Consider the following 4,566-nt stretch of genomic DNA (forward strand, 5'->3'; position numbering starts at 1 on the left):
GAGGAAAAGGGCAGGCGCCATCACGAGCGCGTTTTGCTGATTGGGCGAAGAGCCATGCGGACCAGCATCAGGCCAGCGGGACATTCCTTTCCCGCGCCAACAGGCCGAAGACATGACCGCACCCGAAGCGTTCGCAAAGCCTCAACCAAACCCTTGACGACGGGGCGCCGTCCAGACATGCCGTTCCCATCCGTTCCGGTACGGGAAGAGTGCGCCAATTGCGGTCGCTGGCGGGCTAACCAAGTCCGCTCTTAGCGGCGCGCTTGTTTTGCGCTGGCTACAAAGCGACACAGGCGCGGCTTCTGCCGCCCCCTTTTGTTGAGCCCTTTTCTTGATCTGAAACGACGCCGCGATATGATGGTCCGATGGTCGCTGCGGCCTCAACTTACCGGAACATCGCGGGCTTTAGGTTCGGGAGCGTTTGACCACCCAGGTTCTACGCGCGTTCGCAGGTTTCGCTCGAACGAGCGCCAAAGTTTAGCCGTGCGGAAAACCGCAGGCCGGTGGGAGGAAACATATGAATGATGTGATCACTCCGGACGACTTGCCGGCGTGGGTCCCCGGCGAATCGACGCTCGACAGCGCCCCGCTCGGCTGGGAGGGCGTGCGGATCCGCCGCTGGCGCTATACGGCCCTCGACATCGCCGTTCCGGGTCTCAGCGACTACATGGTCGTCGCCTACAAGCGCGGGACGACCCTGATGAATCGTCGCTGCACCGGTGACTGGCGCAACGAACATGTCGCGCCGGGATGCGTGTCGGTGCTCACGCATGCGGCGCAGTCGCATTGGCGCTGGAGCGAAGACATCGAGGTCGTGCACCTCTACCTGTCGCCGACCTCCGTGGCGCGGATCGCCGCGGACGCTTACGATCGCCACATCCGCGACATCGAACTGCACGACGTGCTGAGGGCCGACGACCCCGTCCTCGGCGGGATCGCCGAATGCCTCGAGCGGGAAGCCGACGGCGACGGTGTCGGCAGCCGGCTCTATGCCGACGCCCTGAGAAACCAGGCCTGCGTTCACATTCTCCGCCGCTATGCGAACGTCGTCTTCCGGGAGCCGACGCGTTCGGGGGGCTTAAGCCGCGCCCGATGCCGAATGCTTGCCGAATACATCGACGAAAACCTCGATCGCGCGATCTCGTTGCAGGAGCTCGCCAGCGTCGTGCAGCTCAGCGCCTTCCACTTCACGCGGAAGTTTCGCGCGGAATTCGGCCGCCCGCCTCACGCCTATGTCATGGACAAGCGCGTCGAGCGCGCGAAAGCGCAATTGGGCAGACGCGATATCCCCCTCAAGGCAATCGCTGCGGCCTGCGGCTTCGCCGACCAGAGCCACATGACGCGCATCTTCCGTCGGGCGCTCGGCGTCACCCCGGCGGAGTTCCGGCGGTCGAAAATCGGCTGATCCCGCCGTCGCGGCCGGGCCGCAACGAGCAAGTTTGTTCAATGGTCGCTGCGCGTCCCGTTCAATACTCCGCCCTTCGCTCCATGGTTTTTCAACATCCGGCGAGAACGCAAGAAGACTCGGCCCCTCGCTGCAGGTCGAAATAGAACAACCGGGAGATGAACGATGGGCGATATCCTTACGTTCGGAGGGTCCCAAGGCGCCTCCGATTCCGTTCTCAGGCTCGACGCGGCCGTGATCGGCGCCGGCGTCGCTGGCCTTTACCAATTGCATCTATTGCGCGGCCAGGGCCTTTCGGTAAAGGCGTTCGACAGCGCATCCGACGTCGGCGGAACATGGTACTGGAACCGGTACCCCGGCGCCCGCTTCGACTCGGAAGGCTACATCTACCAGTACCTGTTCTCCGAGGACCTCTACAAAGGCTGGAGCTGGAGCGAGAAATTTCCCGGCCAGCCGGAGATCGAACGGTGGATGCACTATGTCGCCGACCGCCTCGACCTGCGCAAGGACATCGTCTTCGACACGACGATCAAGAGCGCGCACTTCAACGAAGCGACCGGCCGCTGGACGCTGACGACCGACACGGGCCGCACCATCGACACGCAGTTCCTGGTCACCTGCTGCGGCATGCTGTCCGCGCCGCTCACCTCGCTCTTCCCGGGCAAGGAGTCGTTCAAGGGGCGGCTGCTCTTTACCGCGCTCTGGCCTAGAGAGCCGGTCGACTTCGCCGGCAAGCGAGTCGGCGTCGTCGGCATCGGCGCCACCGGAATCCAGGTCATCCAGTCGATCGCCGACGGTCGGCCATATGACCGTATTCGTGCGTACGCCGCAGTACGTGCTGCCGATGAAGAACCCGAAGTACACCGCGGCCGACCAGGAAGCCTACAAGTCCAGGTTCGGAGAGCTCGCGAAGCGGCTGCCGCACACATTCACCGGCTTCGAGTACGACTTCGAGCATGCCTGGGCCGATCTTTCGCCCGAGCGGCGGCGTGAGGTTCTGGAGGAGGTCTGGCAGGACGGGTCGCTCAAGTTCTGGCTCGCCTCATTCGGCGAGATGTTTTTCGACGAGACGGTGAGCGAGGAAATTTCCGAGTTCATTCGCGGCAAGATGCGCGAGCGGCTGAAGGACCCGCGCCTCTGCGACATCCTGATTCCGAAGGACTACGGTTTCGGCACCCACCGCGTCCCTCTGGAGGTCGGTTTTCTCGAGGCGTTCCGCCGCCCCAACGTCGACGTCGTCAGCGTCAAGGACAATCCGATCGAGAGCGTCACGCCGAGCGGGCTGAAACTCATGGACGACTCGGAATACGAATTCGACATCCTGATCTTTGCGACCGGCTTCGATGCGGGAACGGGGGCGCTGTCGCGGATCGACATCCGCGGTCGCGACGGACGCTCGCTCAGGGAGGAATGGAGTCGCGACATCCGCACGACCATGGGTCTGCAGATTCACGGCTACCCCAACCTGTTCACCACCGCGACGCCGCTCGCGCCGTCGGCGGCGCTCTGCAACATGACGACCTGCCTGCAGCAGCAGGCCGAGTGGATCAGCGAGTGCATCCAGCACATGCGCGCCAACGACAAGACAGTCTGCGAGCCGACGAAAGAGGCTGAAGACAAATGGGTCGAGCACCACGATCAGGTCGCTTCGGCCACGCTCGTGGTCAAGACCAACTCCTGGTACATGGGCTCGAACGTCAAGGGCAAGCCCCGGCGTCTGCTCTCCTACATCGGCGGCGTCGGCGCCTATCGCCAGAAGTGCGACGAGGCGGCGGCGGCCGGTTATGCGGGCTTCGCAATGCGGTGACGCATCGCGAAGGCGCAACAATGCGGCCTGTCGCCGCCTCGACGGACGGCAGGCCCACAACAGGCACGAAGCACGGAGGAAACGAGGATGGAAGACTTCAGAAAAGCAGCCGACGGCGTTCTGAATGGCGTCGTTACGTCCAGCCCGCGCGTGCCCGGCGTCGTCGCCATGGCGACGGACCGTGAGCGCAACATCTACGAAGGCGCCGCCGGCAAGCGGCGGCTCGATCGCGACGCCGACATGACGACCGACACGGTCTTCGCGATCTTCTCCACCACCAAGGCGATCACCGGCACGGCGGCGCTCCAGCTCGTCGAGGAAGGCAAGCTCGACCTCGACGCGCCGGCAAAGACTTACGCGCCCGACATCGGCAAGCTCCAGGTGATCGAAAGCTTCGACACCAGCGGCGAGCCTCGCCTGCGCGCGCCCAAACGCGACATCACGACCCGCATGCTGCTGACCCACACCGCCGGCATGGGCTACGACTTCTTCAACGAGAAATACAACCGCCTCGCCCAGGAGAAGGGGCAGCCGAGCATCATCACGGCGTCCAAGTCGGCGCTGATGACTCCGCTGCTGTTCGATCCCGGCGAGAGGTGGGAATACGGCAGCAACATCGACTGGTGCGGCCAGGTGATCGAAGGGATCACGGGCAAGCGGCTCGGCGAGGTGTTCAAGACGCGCATCTTCGAGCCGCTTGGGATGCGCGACACGACCTTCACGCTCACTGACGCGCTGCGCTCGCGGCTCGCCGACGTGCACGCGCGCAACGGCGACGGCTCGCTTGCGCCGATGGGCTTCGAGCTTCCCTCGCCGCCCGAACTCGATATGGGCGGACACGGACTCTACAGCGCCGTCGGCGACTACATGCGGTTCATCCGCATGTGGCTCAACGACGGCGCCGGCGAGCGCGGCCGCGTGCTCAAGGCCGAGACCGTGCGGATGGCCGAGAAGAACCAGCTCGGCGACCTGAAGGTCACCATGCTTCCGGGCGTCATCCCGTCGCTGTCGAACGACGCGGAATTCTTCCCCGGACTGTCGAAATCCTGGGCGCTGAGCTTCATGGTCAACGACGAGGAGGCGCCGACTGGCCGCCCCGCCGGCGCGCTCGGTTGGGCGGGCCTCGCCAATCTCTTCTATTGGATCGATCGCAAGAACGGCTTCGGCGGCTTCTGGGCGACGCAGATCCTGCCGTTCGGCGACCCCGTGTCCTTCGGCGGCTACATCGCGTTCGAGACCGCGCTCTACAGCAGCCTGCGTCAGAAAAAGGCGGCCTAATGGCCCGCCATCATCTCGTCCACGACGCGGGCCGCGCGGGAATAATCGGGCTGATGCACGACTGCGTCCTTGCAGT

General features: G+C 64.5%; 2 protein-coding genes and 1 pseudogene. All 3 read left to right on the forward strand.

Annotation, left to right across the window (positions count from 1 at the left end):
* The first annotated feature begins 517 nt into the window (after nt 1–517).
* Complete coding sequence (locus ACLP25_RS13865; protein ID WP_442469771.1) at nt 518–1,405, forward strand: helix-turn-helix domain-containing protein; 888 nt, start codon at nt 518–520, stop codon at nt 1,403–1,405.
* 165 nt (nt 1,406–1,570) lie between these two features.
* Nucleotides 1,571–3,212, forward strand: a pseudogene (locus ACLP25_RS13870) (flavin-containing monooxygenase).
* A gap of 87 nt (nt 3,213–3,299) precedes the next feature.
* Nucleotides 3,300–4,490 carry a serine hydrolase domain-containing protein gene (locus tag ACLP25_RS13875; protein WP_442469772.1) on the forward strand — a complete coding sequence of 397 codons (1,191 nt, stop codon included), beginning with the start codon at nt 3,300–3,302 and terminating at the stop codon, nt 4,488–4,490.
* Nucleotides 4,491–4,566 lie beyond the last annotated feature (76 nt).

This window comes from Roseiarcus sp. (assembly GCF_052145395.1).
In the GTDB taxonomy this organism is placed as follows: Bacteria; Pseudomonadota; Alphaproteobacteria; order Rhizobiales; family Beijerinckiaceae; genus Roseiarcus.

Bases quoted from the DNA above. Each gene is read 5' to 3' on its own strand.
- ACLP25_RS13865 (WP_442469771.1), top strand. From the start codon at position 518: ATGAATGATGTGATCACTCCGGACGACTTGCCGGCGTGGGTCCCCGGC.
- ACLP25_RS13875 (WP_442469772.1), top strand. From the start codon at position 3,300: ATGGAAGACTTCAGAAAAGCAGCCGACGGCGTTCTGAATGGCGTCGTT.